This is a genomic window from Enterobacter sp. SA187 (assembly GCF_001888805.2).
GTDB lineage: Bacteria > Pseudomonadota > Gammaproteobacteria > Enterobacterales > Enterobacteriaceae > Enterobacter_D.
This window is the reverse complement of sequence record NZ_CP019113.1, coordinates 929,098-947,676: the sequence shown is the minus strand read 5'-3', so window position 1 is coordinate 947,676 and position 18,579 is coordinate 929,098. Positions and strand designations below refer to the sequence as shown.

Genomic DNA, 18,579 nt, shown 5'->3' with positions numbered 1-18,579 from the left:
AAGACGGGTGGGTGATTTTTAGTGGCAAAGGTGCTGCAACTCGTCCTGCGTCAGGCCGGTCATATCCATAATCGCGTCTTTGTCGAAGCCCTTTTGCAGCATCTGTCGCGCAATCTCCTGTCGAGCAGCGCGTTGTCCTTCGAGGATCCCTTGTTGTAGTCCTTGCTGTATCCCTTGCTGTAGTCCTTCCCGAATTCCTTCCTGTATTCCCTCTTGTATCCCTTGCAGGAGTCCTTCTGTCCGCCCCATCAATTTTAACTGTTCAGCGATTGTCATCAGCTTGTCTCCTTGTTGTGGCACGCGGCGCGCCAGTTCATACAATAACGTTTTCACGTCATGCGTTTCTCCTGCCTGAATCATATATTTTATCAGTACCGCAATTTGTTGTCCGCTCATGTGCTTTTCCCGCAGCAGGTTGGCGAGTCTGTCTAGCAGCAGGGCTATATCACGCTGGCGGATATGCTTCTGGATCAGGGTCAGCGCCGCCATGCTGCGATGTTGCATGATTTCCTCATCGGGGATCACCGTAATGTCCACCAGCGGGAATGGGCTACTGTAGAGCTGCCGGGCCAGCTGCGGCTGTTGAAAGTCGTCCAGCCAGTTCAGGCTCCAGGGCCAGGGGCTGCGTCGCCCCTGATAGAAAAGCACCGGGATCACCAGTGGCAGAGTGGAATGCCCGGCCTCCAGGTGGCGCTGCATGGCGGCCACCGCGTAGCGCATCAACCGGAATGCCATATGTTTATCGGGCGAGCTTTGGTGCTCGATAAGCACATAGATATAGCCATCACCACTGGTCGTCTTTAGCGAATAAAGAATATCGCTGTAGTAGGGATGCAAATCGTCTTCGACAAAACTGCCGGATTCCAGGCGCAGCGTATCCAGATCGCAGAGCGTTCTCAGGTCTGGCGGCAGGTGAATGTCAATAAAATCCCGCGCGGTTTCCACGCGGGAGAGGAAGGTTTTGAATACCGAATCATGGGGTGTCGCAGCTTGCGCCATGTTATGCCGTCCGTGGTGACTTCAATGGCGGCATTCTGGCACTGCGACAAAACAAAATTTGCGAGCCGCTTTCCCGATTTACTTACGCATGACGGGTGGAGGCCAGCAGCGCGCCCACCAGCACAAACAGCGATCCAAAGATCCGGTTGAGCGCTTTCATCTGGCGCGGGCCTTTGATCCATGACGCAATCCGCGTCGCCAGCGTGGCGTATCCAATCATCACAATAATATCCACCACGATGGTGGTGGTGCCGAGCACCACGTACTGCATGATTTGCGGCTGATGCGGCACGATAAACTGCGGGAAGAGCGCGGCAAGAAACACAATGCTTTTGGGGTTGGTAAGGTTCACAAACACCGCCCGGCGGAACAGATGCCCACGCGACTGGGTGCTCGCCAGCGTATTGAGATCCAGTGCCCCCGCCGCGCGCCACTGCTGAATACCCAGCCATACCAGATAGGCCGCGCCCGCCCACTTCAGCACTTCAAAGGCCATTACAGAACGGGAGAACAGCGTACCCAGACCAATACCCACCAGCACGATATGAATGGCAAGTCCGGTCTGCAGACCGCTGATGGAGGCCGCCGCGCCGCGATAGCCGTGCGTCATGGCGGTAGTCATGGTGTTGATCGCCCCGGAGCCCGGCGACAGGCTGAGGATAATTGACGTGATGAGGTAAGCGAACCACCATTCGAAGGTCATGTGAAACTCCCTGGATGACATTTTTTATGCCACAATACCTTGGTGTTTGGGTACGGTGTAGCGCGGCCTGAAAAAACGATAATACACGGCAGTCGGGGGTTCAGACCCAATGTTTCGGCAGAAAATGGACTGGGAAACAAGAGAAAACGCGTATGCGGCCTTCACTCACGGACCGCTGACCGATTTCTGGCGTCAGCGCGAGGAAGCCGAAATCATCGGCGTCGATAATATCCCGATCCGCTTTGTGCGCTTTCGCGCGCTCGGCCACGATCGGGTGATTGTCGTCTGCCCCGGACGCATCGAAAGCTACGTGAAGTATGCCGAAGTGGCGTACGATCTGTTTCATCTCGGTTTTGACGTATTGATCATCGATCACCGCGGGCAGGGGCGCTCCGGGCGTCTGCTTTCCGACAGCCATCGCGGTCACGTCGATAATTTTGATGATTACGTCGACGATCTGGCGGCTTTCTGGGCGCAGGAAGTGACGCCAGGCCCGTGGCGCAAACGCTACATTCTGGGGCATTCCATGGGCGGCGCGATCTCCACGCTGTTTCTGCAACGCACGCCGCAGGCCTGTGATGCCATCGCCCTGACCGCGCCGATGTTTGGCATTGTTATCCGTCTGCCGGACTGGATGGTGCGACACATTCTTGACTGGGCCGAAGGCAACCCGCGTATGCGCGAAAGCTACGCCATCGGCACCGGACGCTGGCAGCCGCTGCCCTACAGCCTCAACGTGCTGACCCACAGCCGGGAACGCTACCGGCGCAACTTGCGCTTTTATGCTGACGATCCGCAGCTGCGCGTCGGCGGGCCAACGAATCACTGGGTACGGGAAGGAATACGCGCGGGCGAGATGGTGCTGGAAGGCGCCGCCAACGACGCCACGCCCATGCTGCTTATCCAGGCAGAAGAAGAGCGGGTAGTGGATAACCGCATGCACGATCGTTATTGTGAAATTCGCGCCGCAGCGGGCCATCCCTGTGAAGGAGGCAAACCGCTGGTCATTAATGGCGCTTACCATGAGATCCTTTTTGAAAAGGACGCTATGCGCTCAGTCGCGCTTAACGCCATCGTCGATTTTTTCGACAGGCATAACTCACCCGGCGGGTCTCCCGCTTTGTCCAGAGGTTGAATTTTCTTATGTATCAGGTTGTTGCGTCTGATTTAGATGGCACGCTGCTCTCGCCCGACCATACCCTTTCCCCTTATGCGAAAGAGACGTTAAAGCTGCTGACCGCGCGGGGCGTTAACTTTGTCTTCGCCACTGGCCGTCACCACGTCGACGTGGGCCAGATCCGCGATAATCTCGGCATCAAAGCCTATATGATCACCTCCAACGGTGCGCGTGTGCATGATACCGATGGCAATCTGGTCTTCACTCATAACCTGGATCGCGATATTGCCAGCGACCTGTTTGGCGTGGTGCATGCGAACCCGGATATTCTCACCAACGTCTACCGTGACGACGAATGGTTTATTAACCGTCATCGTCCCGATGAAATGCGCTTTTTCAAAGAGGCGGTTTTCAGCTATTCCCTCTTTGAGCCAGGCCTGCTGGACGCCGACAACGTCAGCAAAATTTTCTTCAGCTGCGAAAGCCATGAAAAGCTGCTGCCGCTGGAGCAGGCGATCAACGCCCGCTGGGGCGATCGCGTTAACGTGAGTTTTTCCACGCTCACCTGTCTGGAAGTGATGGCGGGCGGCGTCTCGAAAGGCCACGCGCTGGAAGCGGTATCCAAAGCGATGGGCTATGGCTTAGCGGATTGCATCGCCTTTGGCGACGGCATGAACGACGCGGAAATGCTCTCGATGGCCGGTAAAGGCTGCATTATGGCTAACGCCCACCAGCGGCTGAAAGATCTGCATCCGGAGCTGGAAGTGATCGGCACCAACGCCGACAACGCTGTGCCCAATTACCTGCGCAAGTTGTTTCTCGATTGATTAAATAGCAATCAGTTGTCAACCATGAAGTCCGCTACAATGAATGCTCATTAATCAAAGAGACATTCATTGTGGCGTTACTGATCATCACCACCGTTCTGTGGGCGTTTTCCTTCAGCCTGTTTGGCGAATACCTTGCCGGTCACGTTGACAGCTATTTCGCCGTGCTGGTGCGCGTCGGCCTCGCGGCGCTGGTCTTTTTACCTTTTCTGCGCACCCGCGGGCACGATCTGAAAACCATTGCGCTCTATATGCTGGTGGGCGCCATGCAGCTCGGCATCATGTATATGCTGAGCTTCCATGCTTATCTGTACCTGACGGTTTCGGAACTGCTGCTGTTCACCGTGCTCACGCCGCTGTACATCACCCTGATTTATGATCTGATGAGCAAGCGCCGCCTGCGCTGGGGCTATGCATTTAGCGCCCTGCTGGCGGTGATTGGCGCAGGGATCATCCGTTACGATCAGGTCACCGATCACTTCTGGATGGGCCTGCTGCTGGTGCAGCTGTCAAACATCAGCTTTGCGCTGGGAATGGTGGGCTATAAACGCCTGATGGAAACCCGTCCAATGCCGCAGCATAACGCCTTTGCCTGGTTCTATATGGGCGCGTTCGTGGTGGCGGCGATCGCCTGGTTTATGATGGGCAACGCGCAGAAATTACCGGAAACCACGCTGCAATGGGGCATTCTGGTGTTTCTTGGCGTGGCAGCCTCCGGCATTGGCTACTTCATGTGGAACTATGGCGCCACACAGGTGGATGCGGGCACGCTGGGCATCATGAACAATATGCATGTGCCCGCCGGTCTGCTGGTTAACCTGGCGATCTGGCATCAGCAGCCGCACTGGCCCAGCTTTATTATTGGTGGGTCGGTGATAGTGGCTTCGCTGTGGGTGCATCGCCGGTGGGTCGCTCCGCGCTCCGCACAAAAGGAAGATGATCGCAGGCATGGTTCCGCGCTGAGCGAATAAAGGCTTCCGTTACCGGCTGACGCTGCTCGCCATCGCGCACGGCGGCGTACAGCCGGCTCCACAATCCCTCGCCCAGGGTTTTGGTCACGATCAGGCCCTGGCGCTCAAAACTCTCCACCACCCAGTGCGGCAGCGCCGCGATGCCCATTTTTGCCGCCACCATCTGGATCAGCAGCAGCGTGTTATCGACGCTTTTCAGCGCCGGGGTGATGCCTGCCGGTTGCAGGAAATGCCGCCAGATATCCAGCCGGCTGCGCTGCACCGGATAAATCAGCAGCGTTTCGCAGGCTAAATCTTCCGGCGTAATACGCGCTTTTGCCGCCAGCGGATGATCCGGGGCCAGCACCAGCCGCACTTCAAAATCAAACATCGGTGAATAGTGCAGACCGCTGCGCGGCAGAATATCGGAGGTCAGCACCACGTCCAGTTCCCCCTGTTGCAGCGCGGGCTGGGGATCGAAGGTCACGCCGGATTTGAAATCCATCTCCACCTGCGGCCATTTCGCGCGGAAATTTTCCAGCGCCGGGGTCAGCCACTGAATGCAGCTGTGGCATTCAATGGCAATGCGCAGCGTCGTTTGCTGCGGCTCGTTGCAGTCCTGAAGCGCCCGGCTGATTTGCGGCAGTACCTGATTCGCCAGCTGTAACAGGATCTCGCCCTGCGGCGTAAAGCGCAGCGGCTGACTCTTACGCACAAATAACCGAAAGCCAAGGCGCTGCTCCAGATCGCTGAACTGGTGGGAGAGGGCGGATTGCGTCTGATGCAGCGTGGCTGCCGCCGCCGCCAGCGATCCGCTATTCCGTAACGCCTGTAGCGTTTTCAGATGTTTAATCTCGATCATGAAAGTCCTTCACTCCGGCATGAACAATTTGCGCTTGAGGAATATACAGTAACTGCCAATTATAGATGTGTAAACATCTGGACGGCTAAAAATCCAATGTCTTTTAAATTTATGGTGCGTTGGCTGCGTTCACTCACCCCGGTCACTTACTGATGTAAGCTCCCGGGGATGAGCAAACTTGCCGCCTTCCCTAAATTCAAAATCCACAGGATTTATAATTCATTAGAGGAAGAAATTATGACAATTCGCAACCACACCCTCGGTTTCCCTCGCGTTGGCCTGCGTCGCGAGCTGAAAAAAGCGCAAGAAAGCTACTGGGCGGGTAACACCAGCCGTGAAGAATTACTGGCGGTGGGGCGCGAACTGCGCGCCCGTCACTGGGATCAACAAAAACAGGCGGGTATCGATCTGCTGCCGGTGGGCGATTTCGCCTGGTACGACCATGTTCTGACCACCAGCCTGCTGCTCGGCAACGTGCCGGCTCGTCATCAGAACAACGATGGATCCGTCGACATCGACACCCTGTTCCGCATTGGCCGTGGCCGTGCGCCGACCGGCGAACCGGCTGCGGCCGCAGAAATGACCAAATGGTTTAACACCAACTATCACTACATGGTGCCGGAATTCACCAAAGGCCAGCAGTTCAAACTCACCTGGACGCAGCTGCTGGAAGAGGTGGATGAAGCGCTGGCATTGGGCCATAACGTCAAACCTGTGCTGCTGGGGCCGGTGACGTACCTGTGGCTCGGCAAAGTGAAAGGCGAGCAGTTTGATCGTCTGAGCCTGCTGGACGATATTCTGCCGGTCTATCAGCAGGTGCTGGGCGAGCTGGCGAAACGCGGCGTTGAGTGGGTGCAGATTGACGAACCGGCGCTGGTGCTGGAGCTGCCGCAGGCGTGGCTGGACGCCTTTAAACCGGCCTACGATGCGCTCACCGGACAGGTCAAACTGCTGCTGACCACCTATTTTGAAGGCGTGACGCCTAACCTCGACACCATCACCGCGCTGCCTGTGCAGGGGCTGCATGTGGATCTGGTACACGGCAAGGATGACGTCAATGAACTGCATCGCCGTCTGCCGTCCGACTGGCTGCTGTCCGCCGGTTTAATTAATGGCCGTAACGTCTGGCGTGCCGATCTGACAGAGAAATACGCGCAGATCCAGCCGATTGTCGGTAAACGCGATCTGTGGGTGGCGTCGTCCTGCTCGCTGCTGCACAGCCCGATCGATCTCTCGGTGGAAACCCGCCTTGATGCGGAAGTTAAAAGCTGGTTCGCCTTTGCGCTGCAAAAATGTGAAGAACTGGCGCTGCTGCGCGATGCGCTGAACAGCGGCGATACGGTAAAACTGACAGAATGGAGCGCCCCGATCCAGGCGCGTCGCAGTTCAGCGCGGGTACATAACCCCGCCGTGGAGCAGCGTCTGGCGGCCATCACCCCGCAGGACAGCCAGCGCCAGAGTGCTTATGCAGAACGCGCAAAAGCCCAGCGTGAACGCTTCAACCTGCCGGCGTGGCCGACAACGACCATCGGCTCCTTCCCGCAGACCACCGAGATCCGCGGCCTGCGTCTGGATTTCAAACAGGGACGTTTGGACGCGGGCAATTACCGCACCGGCATCGCCGGACATATCAAACAGGCGATTGCCGAACAGGAACGCTTAGGGCTGGATGTGCTGGTGCACGGCGAAGCCGAGCGTAACGACATGGTGGAATACTTTGGCGAACACCTCGACGGCTTCGTATTCACGCAAAACGGCTGGGTGCAGAGCTATGGCTCCCGCTGCGTAAAACCGCCAGTGGTGATTGGCGACGTCAGCCGCCCGGAAGCCATCACCGTGGAGTGGGCGAAGTACGCCCAGTCGCTGACTGACAAACCGGTAAAAGGCATGCTGACCGGCCCGGTGACCATTCTCTGCTGGTCCTTCCCGCGTGAAGACGTCAGCCGTGAAACTATCGCTAAACAGATCGCCCTGGCGCTGCGTGATGAAGTGGCGGATCTGGAAGCGGCGGGCATTGGCATCATTCAGATTGACGAACCGGCCCTGCGCGAAGGTTTACCGCTGCGCCGCAGCGACTGGGCTGACTACCTGGCATGGGGCGTCGAAGCCTTCCGGATTAACGCCGCCGTGGTACGCGATGACACACAGATCCACACCCACATGTGTTACTGCGAGTTTAACGACATCATGGATTCCATTGCCGCGCTGGACGCCGACGTGATCACCATCGAAACCTCGCGTTCTGACATGGAGCTGCTGGAGTCCTTTGAAGAGTTCGAGTACCCGAACGAAATCGGGCCGGGCGTGTATGACATTCACTCGCCGAACGTGCCGAGCGTGGAGTGGATCGAAGCGCTGCTGAAAAAGGCGGCGCAGCGTGTACCGGCGGAGCGTTTATGGGTGAACCCGGACTGCGGCCTGAAAACCCGCGGCTGGCCGGAGACCCGCAGCGCACTGGCGAACATGGTGAAAGCAGCGCAGAACCTGCGCACGGCGTGAGTATATTCCCCTCTCCTGAACAGGAGAGGGGCAAATTTATTACAGCGACTGATCTTTCGTTTCGTGCGTAAGGATCAGCGCGATTAACGTCAGACCGGCCATCGCGGCCAGATAGATGCCGACATAGAACAGGCCATAATTGGCGGTCAGCCAGGCGGCGATATACGGGGCCACAGACGCGCCGAGAATTGACGACACGTTATAGGAGAACGACGCGCCGGTATAACGTACTTCCGTCGGGAACAGCTCCGGCAGCAGCGCGCCCATCGGGCCAAAGGTCAGGCCCATCAGACTCAGACCCAGCAGCAGATACACCATTACCAGCGCCTGGCTTCCGGAACCCAGCAGCGGCGGGAAGGCAAACAGCGCAAAAATAATGATCATCGAGGTAATGGCAATCATTGATTTACGGCGACCATAAGCATCAGCCAGCAGACCGGCTACCGGCACCATTACGCCAAAACCAATTACCGCCAGCATCAGCATCCACAGCACTTCATTACGCGGCATCCCCAGTCCCACAGGCGCAGGCGTGGTGCTGTAGGTCATTGAGTAAACCGTCATGATGTAAAACAGCGTATAGGTCGCCAGCATGATGAAGGTGCCGAGAATGGTGACGCGCAGATGTTTCGTCAGCAGCGTACCCAGCGGGATCTTCACCTGTTTTTTCGCCGCGGCGACTTTAGCAAACACCGGCGACTCATGCAGCGACACGCGCACGTACAGACCGATGAGCACCAGCACGGCAGAGAAAATGAAGGGTACGCGCCAGCCCCAGCTCATGAACTGCTCGTCGGTCAGCAGCCAGGAGAGCAGCAGGAAGGTGCCGTTGGCAAAGAAGAAGCCAATGGGCGCGCCGAGCTGCGGGAAGGAGCCGTACAGGGCGCGTTTACGCGGCGGCGCATTTTCTGTCGCCAGCAACGCCGCGCCACCCCACTCACCGCCAAGGCCCAGGCCCTGACCAAAACGCGCCAGCGCCAGCAGCAGCGGGGCGAAAATGCCGATGGTTTCATAGCCCGGCAGCAGGCCGATCAGCACCGTGGAAATCCCCATCGTCAGCAGTGACGCCACCAGCGTGGTTTTACGTCCCACGCGATCGCCAAAGTGACCAAATACCGCCGAGCCAATCGGACGGGCGATAAAGGCGATGGCGAAAGTGGCCAGCGACTGTAGCGTGGCCGCTGTCGGATCGCCCTGCGGGAAGAAGATATGTGGAAAGACGATAACCGCCGCGGTGGCATAAATATAAAAATCGAAAAACTCGATGGCGGTGCCAATCAGGGAGGCAACAACGACCTTATTGCGTGAGTTTACCGGCGGGCTTTCCTGCTCATTGTCGAGGGTTGTGGCTGTAGCTTGCATAGATATTTCTTATTTTATGGCGAACGGACGGCCATATTACGCACAGCAAAAGCGACATTTCAATCCGTTACAAAGCAGCGAGGCGGCGATTAATTGCGCAAAAAGTGAATAATTTTCATGCCTGAGATTTGGCATCCATGAAATGCTTCACACTTTTTTAATATCAGAATATAAAACTGGTTTTCGGTTAAATAAAAGTTACGGACTGGATAATAATGCTGAAATGATGAATCGGGCTGAAATTTTGCGTTTTTATTCAGCCCGATAATAGGTTTAGCGGTGTTTTCTTCCCGGCATTCGCGGGTCGTCTTTGTATTCTGCGGTGGCGATCCAGGCGGCGCAGAACAGCGTCAGACGGGCGAAGAAGTAGAAGAACGCCATGATACCGAGCACCGAACCAAAGGCCGCGCCGGACGGCGACTGCACCAGTGAAGGCAGGGTATAGGTCATGATAATTTTAATCACTTCAAAGCCAATGGCGGCAATAAGCGTCCCGCGCATCAGCGCCCGCTTACGCGGTCTGTGGCGCGGCAGTCGCCAGAAGATCCAGAAGAACAGCAGATAGTTGGCGCAGATGGAAATCGCCAGACCAATCAGCCGCCAGGCCGGTTTCAGCCACTCGATAGAATCCAGATAGAGCGCCGAAATGATCATCTCCTGCGCTGCGCCGGAAATGGACGTGATGGAAAGCGTAATGATCAGCGCCACCAGCAGGCCAATCAGCGAGACAAAATCGCGCAGATATTTCACCCAGAACTTTTCATCGTCCTGGGCGTTACGCTCCCAGACGTCACGCGACTGGGCGCGGATCGCTTCGCGCAGGTTGCCCATCCAGTTAACACCGGAGTAGAGCGCCACCCCCAACCCCACCAGGCCTACCGTTGTACGCTGTTGCACGGCAATGTTGATGGTATTTTTCAGCGTGGAAGCCAGCGTCGGATCGCTGACGTTGGTGAGGATCTTATTAAAAATATCCTGCAGCAGCGTCGGGTTCGACACCAGCACAAAGCCCGCTGCCGCGAAGGAGACCATCAGAATGGGGATCATCGACAGGAACGAAAAGTAGGTGATAGCAGCACCAAACTGATTGCCCATGCGGTCATTAAAGCGTTCGGTGGCGCGGATCAGGTGCGCCACCATCGGGCGTCGCTGGATCTTTTCCGCGGTCTCCTTCACCGTTTCGATGGCACCGCCGCCCTCACCTTTTTTTTCAGGCTCCGGTTCCGGCTTATCCGTGGTGTCCATTTTTTTTACCGGCTCGTAGTCCAGGTCCTGAGTCGGTCGTTTCTCGCTATTTTCCGCTGTCATCAGAGCTGTGTTCCTTCGTTGTTAGCGTGATGTAACAGAAATTATAGACGGTCATTGGTCAACGTAAGCTTTCATCACGTCAGTCAGCCATTCCATGAACAGATGCACCCGGCGCGACAGGTTGCGGCGATGCGGATAAATCAGCGATACCGGCATCGGCTGCGCGCGATACTGCGGCAGGATTTCCACCAGTTTGCGGCTGCGCAGCGCCTCCCGCACGCCAATGCGCGGCACCTGAATAATCCCCAGCCCCGCCAGGCAGGCGGCATGATAGGTTTCGGTACTGTTGACCGTCAGGATGCCGCCGGTTTTGATCCACTGCGTGGCATTGTCGCGATATACCTCAAAGCCCTGCGGGCGCGTACCGAGGTTAACCGCATAGTGCACCACCGCATGGCCGCTCAGATCCTCCAGGGTTTCCGGGTAGCCAAATCGCGCGAGGTAATCGGGGCTGGCGCAGTTGATCACCGACAGCTTGCCCAGCGGACGGGCAATCAACCCCGAATCTTTCAGCGTGCCGACGCGCACCACGCAGTCGAAGCCTTCGCGGATCACATCCACCAGCCGGTCGCTGCTGCTCAGTTCAATTTCAAGGCCGGGATACTGCTGTACAAAGGTGGACAGGCGCGGAATGACCAGGTTTTTTGCCACTGCGACCGGCATATCCACGCGCAGTCGTCCGCTGAGGGTGGAAGGATCGTGCAAAAATAAACCATCGAGCTCATCGAGGTTAATAAGTAAATCCTTAGCCCGTTCGTAATAGACCATGCCGTCCTGGGTGAGCTGTACCCGCCGGGTGGTACGATGCAGCAACTGCGTGCCCAGATGGTTCTCCAGCGCCTGTATCTGGCGGGAGACGCTGCCTTTCGGCAGACCCAGCGACTCCGCCGCACGGGTAAAACTTTCCAGTTCGGCCACCCGAATGAACAGCTGCATTGCGTAAACTTTATCCATCGCCGCGCCCTATTGTTGTTGTAAATGAAACAGTGAAGCGTACCGGGACATCTTTATTGATTTTCTATCACCTAATAAGCTGCTTCTCAATCACCACACCCCCTGAAATGAGGTTTCTTATGACACAACCTATCGCAATAGTGACCGGCGGCAGCCGTGGCCTCGGTAAAAACGCTGCGCTGAAGCTGGCGGCAAAGGGAACAGATTTGATCCTGACGTATCACAGCAATGCGCAAGCAGCCGCGGCAGTGGTCGGGGAAATTGAGCGCGCGGGCGCGAAGGCCGTGGCCTTGCAGCTGGATGTCAGTGATGTCAGCCAGTTCGCCGGATTTGCTGAACAGGTGCGGCAACTGCTAAAAGACGTCTGGCAACGTGACAACTTCGACTATTTATTAAACAACGCCGGCGTGGGTCTGTACGCCCCTTACGCGGATACCAGCGAAGCGCAGTTTGATGAGATGATGAATATTCATCTGAAAGGGCCGTTTTTCCTGACCCAGCGCCTGCTGCCGCTGATGAAGGACGGCGGCCGCATCCTGAACGTCTCCTCCGGGCTGGCGCGCTTTGCTCTGCCAGGCTCCAGCACTTACGCCGCCATGAAGGGCGCGATGGAAGTGCTGACCCGTTATCAGGCGAAAGAGCTGGGCGCACGCGGTATCACCGCAAACATTATTGCGCCGGGGGCGATTGAAACGGACTTTGGCGGGGGGCGAGTGCGGGATGACGCGCAGATGAACCGGTTTGTCGCCTCGCAAACCGCGCTGGGTCGCGTTGGACTACCGGATGATATTGGCGACGCCATCGCCGCGCTGCTCAGCGACGAACTTCGCTGGATGAACGCGCAGCGTATTGAAGTATCGGGCGGAATGTTTTTGTAAGTGTCAAAACAAACGGGGGCAGCGCCCCCGTTCGGTTATTCTTTTTGCAGACGTGAAACTTTTATCCGCGGCGGGGTTTGCTGCTTGTCCAGCGAACCGGAAATACTGATCAGCTGATCCGGGCTGACTTCTCTTTCTGTAAATACCGCCATGGGAATATAAGCGTCTATCTGGCCGGTTTTATCGCGGAAGGTATAAATATCGTTACCTTTTTTCGCGATCAGGTTACCGCGCAGGGTCACAGAGGCATCGTCGTGCATCTCTGTAACATGGTCGACGGTCATTGAGTGGGCTTCTTCAGCGCCGCGGTAGCCGTCATTGAGCTTGTGCGCCGGTCGCGGCGCTTCATCCGTATTCAGGCCGGGCTTATCGTCGGCAAGCGCCGGAAGGGCAAATAACGCCGCTACCGTGGCGGCTACAATCATTTTTCTCATGCTGACTCCTTAAATTTTGCCTCGCTATCCTGTTAAGCCTGGCATAAGGATCAGCATTATGAAGGGCGAATCGTCTGGATCAGCGGTATTCATGGCGCAGCAAACCGAAAAGCCAGTCATTTTGCCACTGCCCGTTCAGCCAGAACGCTTCGCGCAGTTCACCTTCCAGTATGAACCCCGTTTTATCCAGTAATCCCTTTGATGGCGTATTCCCGGCAGTGACCGTGGCGATAAGCCGACGAATGCCGCCCTGCTGAAAAGCGTAGTCGCACACTGCCCGCAGGGATTCGCCGCCAAAGCCTTTGCCCTGCGCCTGCGGCACAAACAGGAAGCCCACTTCAGCGCAGTCCGCTTCATGGTGCACATAACCGGTAACGCCCAGCGGCTGCCCCGTGGCGCGCTCAAATACCATCAGACAGAGCCAGTGCGCGCTGCCCGGCGTCCATGGCGGCAGGCGGCTCTCGAATGCCGCGTGGATCTCCTCCTGCGGACGCGGGTCAGAGACAAAACGCATGATCTGCGCATCCTCATACAGCGCGAGGAAAAACGGCCAGTCCGTTGACTGGATCTGTCGGCACCAGAGGCGTTCCGTGGTCAGCTCAAGCATATTTCGCTTCCATATCTGTGCAGCCGTCACTGATATTCCTGTATAACTGGTCTATCGTATAAGTGGCTGGAAAAAAAGAAAAAATAAAGAAAAATGCCCACAAAATTAACGTCGGCTGGTTGCACTTAAAGGAAAATAAAGATGCGCAATTCAACGTCTGGCATTCGCGAACAGTTTGAACACTGTATCGGCATCATTCGTCAGGCCTCCACCGAAATTTTATCACTGCTTGATATTGATGTGACCGAGGGCAAAGATCCACGCTGGTTTCTGGAACAGCTGGACGCCGCCCGGGCGAATCTTGGCGGCTGGGCGGCGGTCGCTCACCGGCTGCGGCTGAACGATGCGGAACTGTCGCAGTTCACCCTGTTGTTGCGCCATCTGCAACAGCGGGTGCCGCAGTATGAAAGCGGGCAGGAGGTCAGTGAAAACCAGCTGATCACGGCGCTGCGCTTTATGACCTCCCTTGAACTGCTGCGGGAAAAACAGCCGCAGCTCACCTACAGCACCGAAATCACTGTGCTGGATGAGACGCAGCAACAGCAGCAGGCGCTGGCGCAGTTACGGGCGATTGAGCTGATGATCAAAGCGCTGATCTACGAAGCCTGGCCCGACAGTATCCAGCTCAGTAACCATCTGAAAACGCAGTTCGGCGTCGATCGCGTGCGGCGCTGGCTGAAGCTGGGCGAGCGTAACGACGTGTTAAGCGGCATGTTATTCAGCGAGCTGGCGCTGATGCTGGTGGATAAAAAAGAGTTCACCCAGCGCTACTCGGCACTGTTTAACGATCCGCATACGCTGATGCTGTTTGCCGAGCCGCGCAAAACGCTCCAGGTCTTTCTGGATGACATCCGGCAGATCCGCAATACCCTGATCTCCCAGGATTTGCTCTCCCCGGCGCAGCTGCGTTTACTGGACAGCTACTACCCGCAGATCACCAGTTCCGTGCAGAACGCCTTCAGAGAAGGGCGCACCCGTATCAGCCCGGATCTGTTACTGGCGGCAGACGCGGTTGAGCTGCAATCTTTCTGGGAGCGGGCGCGTAAAAAAGCGCGCGCTACCGGCGGTGATATTTTTGAGGTTCGTGACAGTATTGAACGACCAGGGCAGCGCGCGCCACGCACCCCGGAGCAGCGGGAACAACTGGTATCGGGGGTGCTGTGGGGCGCGGTAGGCGTGATGGTGCTCGGCATCATGGGCAGCGGGCTGTGGTTGTTCAGCGGTGGCGGCAATCCCCCACAAACTGCGCAGGCCGCCCAGACAGAAGTGCAGCAGGAGCAGAGCGAGCCGCTACGCGAAAAACCCTCGTCGCGGGAGAATCTGACCCGTATGGGCATTACCTGGGACGAAAATAATCTGCGTGCGGCCATTAACCGTAACGATTCGCGGGTGGTGCAGCTGTTCTTGCAGGGTGGTATGGACTGGAAGCTGTCGTGGACGGAAGAGGCGATGTCAGCAGGTCACGATGATGTACTGGAACTGCTGCTGCGCTATCGCCTGCAAATGGTGGAACTGAAACCCTGCCGACGCTTTATCAGCACCCTGAGCCATGCCATGGTCACCGGCGAAAAGCTCACCTCAATGCGCAAAGCTTATCTGCGGGCATTCTGTACGACGCCTGCGGTGGTGAAGCGTCAGCAATATGAAATGGATCAGGCGAAGCGCAGAGCTCTCGCAGAGCCGGACGCCCGCACCAAAAAATGGCTGGCGATCCAGACATCGATTTATGAGGTGATTGACTAACCGCTGTATGCCCGGCAGCGCGTCGCTGCCGGGTAGCGATCAGGGTTCGCCGTACAGACCAATCAGACGCCGTACCACGCCGTTCGTCCAGCCAAAGCCGTCCTGCAACGGATATTCACCGCCGCCCCCTTCGCGCGGGGTACCGCCTGCGATGTGGTACTTCTCAATCAGCTTATGGTGACGCTGGTAAAACAGATTTACCGTTTCCAGCCAGCTGTGGGCGATCTCATCTCCGAGCGCATCATTACCGTAGAGTTTAAAGCCCTGGATCGCCATCCATTGCAGCGGAGCCCAGCCGTTCGGTTTGTCCCACTGCTCGCCGGTTTCATATTCAGTCGCCATCACGCCGCCTGGCGTCAGCAGACGTTCACGCACCGCTACGGCCAGCCGGTCGGCCTGTTCATGCGTTGCCATACCGACATAGAGCGGAACAAGACTGGCGGCGGAAAACAGCGCCATTTCGCCGCGTCGCCAGTCGTAATCGCGGTAACAGCCTTTCTCGTCGTCCCACAGATAGCGGTTGACCGCCGCACGGCGATCGCTCGCCCGCTGGCGGAACATCGCTTCGCCTTCCCGGTCGCCTTTCACGCCGGAAATATTGGCAATGGTGCTTTCCAGTTTGAACAGGAAAGCGTTCAAATCGATAGGGATAAATTGTGTGGTGCGGATACTGGCGAGGCGGTTCGCATCGCGCAGCCAGCGGGAAGAATAATCCCAGCCGGACGCCGCGCCCGCGCGCAGATCGCGGTACACTTCGCTGGCCGGACGCCCGGAATGACGGGCAGTTTCCACGTCCTCCAGCCAGGATTCATCGCGCGGCGTATCACGGTCATCCCAGTAACGGTTGAGCAGCGATCCGTCCGGCATACGCACCGCAGAACGGTACGCCTGGTTTGGCACCAGCGATTCCGCGCCGTCCATCCAGAAGCTGTACTCCATCAGCAGATGTTCCAGATAGCGACGCGCGCCGCGCACGCCGTCTTCCTCAAACAGTTCCACCATCAGCGCAAAGACCGGCGGCTGGGAACGGCTGAGGTAGTAAGTCCGGTTACCGTTCGGGATATGACCGTAACGTTCGATCATCCACGCAAAATTGTCCGCCATGCATTTCAGCAGGTCGTTACGCCCACTCTCGGCGAGGCCGAGCATGGTGAAATAGGAGTCCCAGTAATAGGTTTCGCTAAAGCGGCCGCCCGGCACGATATAGGCCTGCGGCAGCGCCAGCAGCGATGACCACGGGATATGATCCTGCGGCTCGCGGGTCAGTATCGGCCAGAGCTGGTCGATGTGTTCTTTCAGCGAGTTTTTGGGATCGGAGACGTATTCGCTGCCGTACTGTTCCGGCAACCAGAAATGCGCCATGACGAACTTTTGCAGATCAAAATCAGGGCGGCGTTTGATACGGCGATAACGGATCAGAATATCAAGGGGATCCATTTTCGGCGCACAGTCGGGAAAAGTTTTGCTGTCGGCAAACAGTCGGGTGGACTGCACGTGTTCAAACAGTTCCAGATAGCGATCGGCAGGCGTCAGCGCATCGGAGGCGGGGTAGCCTTCGATCATTTCCGGTTCCGGTTCCGCCTCAAGCATTTCCGCAAGCTTGAGCTCGTACGGATCGGTGTCAAAGCTGGTTTTTTCTTCGATCACGAATTCAACGGATTCATCTGGTTTGAGTTTCTGGTTGAACATAGTGATGCTGACCTCCGGATGGCGTCGTAAAAAGATACGGGTGTTGCCCGGCTACTTATAAGCGTAGACAGTCTTTTTACCCGTTGAGTTGCATACTGTGCGGTAGATCACATTTCTTCACGCCTCGTCTGGCGCGGGAAAATAATAAATCGCTGTTTGCACTACTGATTTCCCGAATGCACGAACGGCGACTGCCCCCACAATTCAGAGCAATCGCTTTGCAACACGATATGAATGTTTTCCGGCAATTAGCCGATGACATGCCCCACTTTAACAAACAGAACAATCAGCGCCGTCGCCAGCACGACGATCCATGGCGTATAACGAATAAACGGGCGCAAAGGCTTATTTTGTCCTTCCGCCAGACGTCGCAGGGTGGCAGAGAGCATGCCATGCAGACCGGAGAGCACCACCAGCACGACAATTTTAAGGATCAGCCAGAGGGGCAAGCCGCCGCCATGACTGACAATCATCGCCAGCCCGCAGGCCCAGAGGATCAGCATCGCAGGAGACGTCACGCTGCGGCTCCAGCGGCGAACCTGGGCGAGCAGCGAAATATAGTTGCTGGTATTGCCCGCGCCACAGGCCACGACCACCACCGCCATCATCAATAAACCGCCGAGCCAGACCATCCCTGTAATCAGATGAATGACGTTTAACCACTGGTGAGCCATGTTTAATCCTTAGAAAATAAGCGTGCGTGCGGATAAGCGTACTCTCTAAATGGATTAAAGTTGAGTATGTTCTTATAAAAAAAACCGGCACGATGGCCGGTCTTCAGGGGGCGGTGTTAAACGTCCGTTACAGCGTCTGTAAAAAGGCCAGCAGATCGGCATTCAGCTCGTCGGTATGGGTGACGGCAAAACCGTGCGGCGCGTTGTCGTAAACCTTCAGTTTAGCGCCGACGATCATTTCCGCCGCCACTTTACCGGTGCTTTCAAACGGTACCACCTGGTCATTGCTGCCGTGGATCACCAGCGTCGGCACGTCAATTTTCGCCATATCCGGGCGGAAGTCGGTTTCTGAGAAAGCGGTTACGCAGTCAATGGTGCCTTTCAGCGAGGCCAGCAGCGCAATGTTCAGCGTCTGGGTCAGTACGCCTTCGGAGACGGTCTGCCCGGCATTGGTGCCATAGAACGGCGTGGCGAAATCGCTGATGAACTGCGCGCGATCCTTACGCAGCCCCTGACGGATGCCTTCGAAGACAGACATATCGACGCCCGCCGGATAATCCGCGGTTTTACCGAAGATCGGGGTCACTGCGCCCAGCAGCACCAGACCCGCCACGCGCGAGGTGCCGTAGTTGTTGATGTAGCGCGTCACGTCGCCGCCGCCCATGGAGAAGCCCACCAGCGTCACCTGTTGCAGATCCAGATGGGTGATCAGATCGTTAATGTCTGACGCGAAGGTGTCGTAGTTGTAGCCATTCCACGGCTGATCGGAGCGGCCAAAGCCACGACGGTCAAAGGCGATAACCCGGTAGCCGTTCTCGGCGAGGAAATTGAGCTGGCTGTCCCACATATCGCCATCCAGCGGCCAGCCGTGGCTGAACAGTACCGGCTTACCCGTGCCCCAGTCTTTGAAATAGATCTGCGTACCATCCTGCGTCTTAAATGTGCTCATGCTTTACCTCGTTGATTAATATGC

At 56.8% G+C, this 18,579-nt stretch carries 17 protein-coding genes; 6 read left to right on the top strand and 11 right to left on the bottom strand.

Annotated features, from left to right (window positions below):
- Positions 1 to 18: 18 nt before the first annotated feature.
- Complete coding sequence (locus BMF08_RS04650; RefSeq protein WP_072571110.1) at positions 19 to 999, bottom strand: Rpn family recombination-promoting nuclease/putative transposase; 981 nt, start codon at positions 997 to 999, stop codon at positions 19 to 21.
- An 82-nt stretch (positions 1,000 to 1,081) separates the two neighbouring features.
- A complete protein-coding gene (gene rhtB / locus BMF08_RS04645; protein ID WP_072571111.1) occupies positions 1,082 to 1,702 on the bottom strand; it encodes a homoserine/homoserine lactone efflux protein in 621 nt (206 codons plus the stop codon).
- 109 nt (positions 1,703 to 1,811) lie between these two features.
- On the opposite strand from rhtB, the gene pldB reads away from it, so the two are divergent.
- The 3 genes from pldB to BMF08_RS04630 all read left to right on the top strand — a co-directional run bounded on the left by pldB (position 1,812) and on the right by BMF08_RS04630 (position 4,617).
- Positions 1,812 to 2,837, top strand: coding sequence for a lysophospholipase L2 (gene pldB, locus BMF08_RS04640; RefSeq protein ID WP_072571112.1), 1,026 nt, complete (start codon positions 1,812 to 1,814; stop codon positions 2,835 to 2,837).
- Positions 2,838 to 2,845: 8 nt separating this feature from the next.
- Positions 2,846 to 3,646 (top strand): sugar/pyridoxal phosphate phosphatase YigL, encoded by an 801-nt coding sequence (gene yigL, locus BMF08_RS04635; RefSeq protein WP_072571113.1) that lies wholly within the window; start codon positions 2,846 to 2,848, stop codon positions 3,644 to 3,646.
- A 71-nt stretch (positions 3,647 to 3,717) separates the two neighbouring features.
- Entirely contained in the window at positions 3,718 to 4,617 is a 900-nt protein-coding gene (locus BMF08_RS04630) for a carboxylate/amino acid/amine transporter (protein WP_072571114.1), read from the top strand.
- On the opposite strand, the gene metR is transcribed toward BMF08_RS04630, so the two are convergent.
- Positions 4,505 to 5,458: an HTH-type transcriptional regulator MetR gene (gene metR / locus BMF08_RS04625; protein WP_072571115.1), complete on the bottom strand. Its 954-nt coding sequence runs from the start codon at positions 5,456 to 5,458 to the stop codon at positions 4,505 to 4,507. The genes BMF08_RS04630 and metR overlap by 113 nt on opposite strands.
- Positions 5,459 to 5,695: 237 nt before the next feature.
- Here metR and metE point away from each other — a divergent pair, with 237 nt between their 5' ends.
- A complete protein-coding gene (gene metE, locus BMF08_RS04620; protein WP_072571116.1) occupies positions 5,696 to 7,957 on the top strand; it encodes a 5-methyltetrahydropteroyltriglutamate--homocysteine S-methyltransferase in 2,262 nt (753 codons plus the stop codon).
- A gap of 39 nt (positions 7,958 to 7,996) precedes the next feature.
- On the opposite strand, the gene BMF08_RS04615 is transcribed toward metE, so the two are convergent.
- The 3 genes from BMF08_RS04615 to BMF08_RS04605 all read right to left on the bottom strand — a co-directional run bounded on the left by BMF08_RS04615 (position 7,997) and on the right by BMF08_RS04605 (position 11,581).
- Positions 7,997 to 9,319, bottom strand: a complete 1,323-nt coding sequence (locus BMF08_RS04615; protein ID WP_072571117.1) for an MFS transporter — start codon at positions 9,317 to 9,319, stop codon at positions 7,997 to 7,999.
- A 273-nt stretch (positions 9,320 to 9,592) separates the two neighbouring features.
- Positions 9,593 to 10,627, bottom strand: coding sequence for an inner membrane protein YhjD (gene yhjD / locus BMF08_RS04610; protein ID WP_072571118.1), 1,035 nt, complete (start codon positions 10,625 to 10,627; stop codon positions 9,593 to 9,595).
- 51 nt (positions 10,628 to 10,678) lie between these two features.
- Positions 10,679 to 11,581 carry a LysR family transcriptional regulator gene (locus tag BMF08_RS04605; RefSeq protein ID WP_072571119.1) on the bottom strand — a complete coding sequence of 301 codons (903 nt, stop codon included), beginning with the start codon at positions 11,579 to 11,581 and terminating at the stop codon, positions 10,679 to 10,681.
- 119 nt (positions 11,582 to 11,700) lie between these two features.
- Between BMF08_RS04605 and BMF08_RS04600 the strand changes: the two genes are divergently transcribed.
- Complete coding sequence (locus BMF08_RS04600; RefSeq protein ID WP_072571120.1) at positions 11,701 to 12,459, top strand: SDR family NAD(P)-dependent oxidoreductase; 759 nt, start codon at positions 11,701 to 11,703, stop codon at positions 12,457 to 12,459.
- Between the two features lie 35 nt (positions 12,460 to 12,494).
- Here the strand turns inward: BMF08_RS04600 and BMF08_RS04595 are convergent, their stop codons facing one another.
- Positions 12,495 to 12,893 (bottom strand): YgiW/YdeI family stress tolerance OB fold protein, encoded by a 399-nt coding sequence (locus tag BMF08_RS04595; RefSeq protein ID WP_072571121.1) that lies wholly within the window; start codon positions 12,891 to 12,893, stop codon positions 12,495 to 12,497.
- A 79-nt stretch (positions 12,894 to 12,972) separates the two neighbouring features.
- Positions 12,973 to 13,500, bottom strand: a complete 528-nt coding sequence (locus BMF08_RS04590; RefSeq protein WP_072571122.1) for a GNAT family N-acetyltransferase — start codon at positions 13,498 to 13,500, stop codon at positions 12,973 to 12,975.
- A gap of 141 nt (positions 13,501 to 13,641) precedes the next feature.
- On the opposite strand from BMF08_RS04590, the gene BMF08_RS04585 reads away from it, so the two are divergent.
- On the top strand, positions 13,642 to 15,243 hold the full coding sequence (locus BMF08_RS04585; RefSeq protein WP_072571123.1) for an STY4199 family HEPN domain-containing protein: 1,602 nt from the start codon (positions 13,642 to 13,644) through the stop codon (positions 15,241 to 15,243).
- A gap of 39 nt (positions 15,244 to 15,282) precedes the next feature.
- On the opposite strand, the gene BMF08_RS04580 is transcribed toward BMF08_RS04585, so the two are convergent.
- The 3 genes from BMF08_RS04580 to BMF08_RS04570 all read right to left on the bottom strand — a co-directional run bounded on the left by BMF08_RS04580 (position 15,283) and on the right by BMF08_RS04570 (position 18,555).
- A complete protein-coding gene (locus BMF08_RS04580; protein ID WP_072571124.1) occupies positions 15,283 to 16,932 on the bottom strand; it encodes an alpha,alpha-trehalase in 1,650 nt (549 codons plus the stop codon).
- 248 nt (positions 16,933 to 17,180) lie between these two features.
- Complete coding sequence (locus tag BMF08_RS04575; protein WP_072571125.1) at positions 17,181 to 17,606, bottom strand: CopD family protein; 426 nt, start codon at positions 17,604 to 17,606, stop codon at positions 17,181 to 17,183.
- 127 nt (positions 17,607 to 17,733) lie between these two features.
- A complete protein-coding gene (locus tag BMF08_RS04570) occupies positions 17,734 to 18,555 on the bottom strand; it encodes an alpha/beta fold hydrolase (RefSeq protein WP_072571126.1) in 822 nt (273 codons plus the stop codon).
- Positions 18,556 to 18,579: the final 24 nt, after the last annotated feature.